Below are 3,007 nucleotides of genomic sequence, written 5' to 3' on the forward strand. Positions count from 1 at the left end.
ACCAATCGATGAGCGGGCACAGCAGAGTGTTCTGGCAACATGACTGACGGTGTCACCACGATGCAGCATCAGCATGGCGGTGAGCCGCCGGGCGTGGTTTTTGTCCTTTGTTTTATGGATAGTTTTCTGCATCAGGCGTCGTTCGGTTCTGGGTATTGGTGCTATGATCGACATTGCTCAGTCCGGCTGGTGATTTGGGATATTCAGCGATTGATCAGATCGCATAAACCGGACTGAGTTCCCTCTAAGGGATCTACTATTCCGAGCAGTTATTTAGCCGGAATATTTTGCGCAGGAGAGCCGTTTTCATTGATATAACCAATGCCAGCATTGCCGAAAGGCGCATCATCCCGTGCGGAGTCTTCAGCAGGGATGCCAACCAGCACATCCCTGTTACCGATAGTCTTCAGTGCATCTAAAACAGATTGCGCCTTATCAACTCTCATCGTGACGCCGCTTTTCATAGCTGGATGCCCCCCGCGCCGAACATCATGATCAACTGCCAGAACTCAGCCCCGTAGCGGGTATAGTTCCAGAAGCCCGCATCCGGGTTTAACGTGGCTCCTGTGTCATAGCTGACGCTGACTTTATCGACAGATTTTGAGGAAGCCACCCCACCCGACGCGCCCCCGGAACCACCCGTAGCCATCGCTCTGTTGTCAGCCGCCCACAGCGCCATGTAGTGCGCGACAAAAAGCTCAACAAAATAAGGAAACAGATCCTTACCCGTGATCTTCTCGCTGAGCAGCACATCAGCCAGGTTCAGGCGAAACTGTATTTGAGCATCGGGGTATCGGGTGGTGTCGGAAAACTGCGGGAAAGCGGTACGAAAATCACTTACTGTTGGAAGGTTTTGGTTTTTTGCCATCGCCATCACCTCCGGCAAGCAGTTCCGCTATTTGCTGATTCAGCGCTTCAGTTTGCGCTTTTTGCTCGTCCACCTGTGAAGTCAGATCGCGGATGATCGCGTCACGTTCTTCAATTAGGGCTTTCAGAGTTTCAATCTGTGCCTGATATTCGTCGCTATTATCCGGCACAGCAGTATCGTTAATCTCTGCGTGCGCCTGAGTGAACCAGTGCTCTGCTACTGGCGCGGATACGTTATGCCGCCCACGGCGAAAATCCTGTACCGTTCCATCGGCCAGCGTCAGGCTGAATGGCGTGTGTACAGTAATGGCAATCAACTTTTCTTTGGTCATTTAAGCTGCTCCTGAATATGTTTCAATACGATTAGCTGATACCCAGCAGCGTTTTCACAGCAGCCGCATCCGCTGCTACCAGGATCTTTTTCCCGATATCGGTAGCATCGCTTATGTCGGTAGATTTTGGCGCATAATTACCTGCTTTGGCATCCGTTGCGGCGTTACCGACTTTAAGACTCGATGTACCCGCCCCGATTGCTGTCCTGCCTGCGGCGGCATCCGCCGCTTTCATCAACGCCTTGCCGGTATCCGTTACCCCTTCAAGCGTGTCCACGCTTGCGGAACTACCATCCCCACCACCAGTACCTTTAACAACCACCTGCATTATTTGAAATGATCGGCTCAGGTTCGGTGTCACCAGTAGAGGTTGTCCAAAAGGTTGCCAGCCATCTTTAATACGCTGGGCCATCTGAGTCTGTAGAACACTACCGCTATCAGCAACGACTGTTGCGTAGTCTGTGAAAGACATATGAATCCCTCGTTATATAAAAAATATTGTCCCCGCCAGTCAGGCGGGGCCGTTCCGGTTATCAGATGCCATCACAATAAGACAGCGTTTCGCGGTACACAGTCTCGACGGCACCCAGCTTGCCGTAATAGGTCACAATCTGGTAAATGCCACGATACTGCACAGGAATGCTCTGCAACGGCACCAGCGGGAAACGCACATATTTTTTATCGTTGGTGTAAGCCACCATGCGATCTTTACCGGAGACACCACGACCTTTCAGCCATTTCACCGCGCGGATATCCAGCGGTACGCCATTCTGGTGATAGGAAATGGTGTTGGTTTTCAGGTAGGTCAGCAGTGACTGATTACCGGCAGAGGACACAATGACCGATGACAAATAAGCAAACTGCTCTGGCGGCAGCAGTAAATCCGTTGGCACAACCGAATAAGCAGACGCTTTCCAGGCATTGGTAAGCAGCGTGTTAATACTGTCCCGGATCTCATCGGGGGTTGACTGCGCCCAGGGCTTAACCGCATTGCTCACTGGCACCCTGTCAAGATTCAGCAGCCCTTTAGCGCCGAGACTGGTATCACCGATATAAACCTGCTCGTCGGCGTCCATATTCCACTTAAGCTGCATACCATCGTATTTCTGCGCATCAATGGGACGACCAACCTGCTGCGCGGCCTGTAATTCAATGACCGTCCAGCCAAGCTCCATTCCCCACAGAGAAAGCGGGTTACCGTCTTTATCGATATTGACGTTTACTCCGGCAATCGCCGTGGAATCCTTGCCGATCCAGTTTTTACCGTTAGGATTGGCACCGCTGCCCGCCGCACCAAAGCTGGTGTTAGTCCAGCTTGAAATATCATCAGCGATAGAAACATCTTCACGGAACTGAACATCACGCGAGTAGGTATAGCCCACCAGCGGTAAATTCAGGGTCTGATCCAGACGTTCCAGTTCCCCCACAAGAAATGCACCGGTACCGTCCACAATGCGTTGGTCAAATGTCAGCATAGTTGCCTCTTAGATTTTGTATGAAATTTCGACGTTGCCATCAGCGTCACCGGCCCCGGTAAACTGCGCATTTGGCAAAATGGCCGTGTTAACGGTGGCGTTTTCGCCCTCGCCCGTTTTTTCTTCGGCAACAAGGAAAGCACCCAGAGGGCTGGTATCGGTCGGATTCGCCACGCGAACATAAACCACACCACCTTTGGTAACCCTGTAAGCGTCACATTTAAACCGTCTGTGCAGCGGGCTCCGGTTCCGGGAAAATAGTGTCCATCATTTTTTAATGGACACTATCGCGTGAAACACCGGACATGGCTCCTTGAGGCGCTTCGCCTCCAT

The 3,007-nt window shown here is 51.8% G+C and carries 5 protein-coding genes and 2 pseudogenes; all 7 read right to left on the reverse strand.

From position 1 onward, the window contains the following. Positions 1 to 174: pseudogene (locus tag F7Q90_RS25090) on the reverse strand (IS630 family transposase); the annotation flags it as partial. Positions 175 to 272: 98 nt separating this feature from the next. Beyond that, positions 273 to 464 (reverse strand): annotated as a pseudogene (locus F7Q90_RS25095) (hypothetical protein); the annotation flags it as partial. Next, positions 461 to 868 (reverse strand): DUF4054 domain-containing protein, encoded by a 408-nt coding sequence (locus tag F7Q90_RS25100; protein WP_044242382.1) that lies wholly within the window; start codon positions 866 to 868, stop codon positions 461 to 463. The gene F7Q90_RS25100 and the pseudogene F7Q90_RS25095, both read right to left, overlap by 4 nt. Continuing rightward, the gene (locus F7Q90_RS25105) at positions 834 to 1,199 is read right to left on the reverse strand and encodes an STY1053 family phage-associated protein (protein WP_006120478.1); all 366 of its coding nucleotides are present in this window, start codon (positions 1,197 to 1,199) and stop codon (positions 834 to 836) included. Before F7Q90_RS25105 ends, F7Q90_RS25100 begins: the two co-directional genes overlap by 35 nt. A 31-nt stretch (positions 1,200 to 1,230) precedes the next feature. Further along, positions 1,231 to 1,671, reverse strand: coding sequence for a DUF1737 domain-containing protein (locus F7Q90_RS25110; protein WP_082999176.1), 441 nt, complete (start codon positions 1,669 to 1,671; stop codon positions 1,231 to 1,233). Positions 1,672 to 1,732: 61 nt separating this feature from the next. Next, positions 1,733 to 2,674, reverse strand: coding sequence for a DUF2184 domain-containing protein (locus F7Q90_RS25115; RefSeq protein ID WP_006120480.1), 942 nt, complete (start codon positions 2,672 to 2,674; stop codon positions 1,733 to 1,735). Positions 2,675 to 2,683: 9 nt separating this feature from the next. After that, the gene (locus tag F7Q90_RS25120) at positions 2,684 to 2,911 is read right to left on the reverse strand and encodes a structural cement protein Gp24 (RefSeq protein WP_420919770.1); all 228 of its coding nucleotides are present in this window, start codon (positions 2,909 to 2,911) and stop codon (positions 2,684 to 2,686) included. Positions 2,912 to 3,007: the final 96 nt, after the last annotated feature.

This window comes from Pantoea stewartii subsp. stewartii, assembly GCF_008801695.1.
GTDB classification, from domain to species: domain Bacteria; phylum Pseudomonadota; class Gammaproteobacteria; order Enterobacterales; family Enterobacteriaceae; genus Pantoea; species Pantoea stewartii.

Coding starts and splice junctions, on each gene's coding strand:
- F7Q90_RS25105 (WP_006120478.1), bottom strand. CDS start 1,199: ATGACCAAAGAAAAGTTGATTGCCATTACTGTACACACGCCATTCAGC.
- F7Q90_RS25110 (WP_082999176.1), bottom strand. CDS start 1,671: ATGTCTTTCACAGACTACGCAACAGTCGTTGCTGATAGCGGTAGTGTT.
- F7Q90_RS25115 (WP_006120480.1), bottom strand. CDS start 2,674: ATGCTGACATTTGACCAACGCATTGTGGACGGTACCGGTGCATTTCTT.
- F7Q90_RS25100 (WP_044242382.1), bottom strand. CDS start 868: ATGGCAAAAAACCAAAACCTTCCAACAGTAAGTGATTTTCGTACCGCT.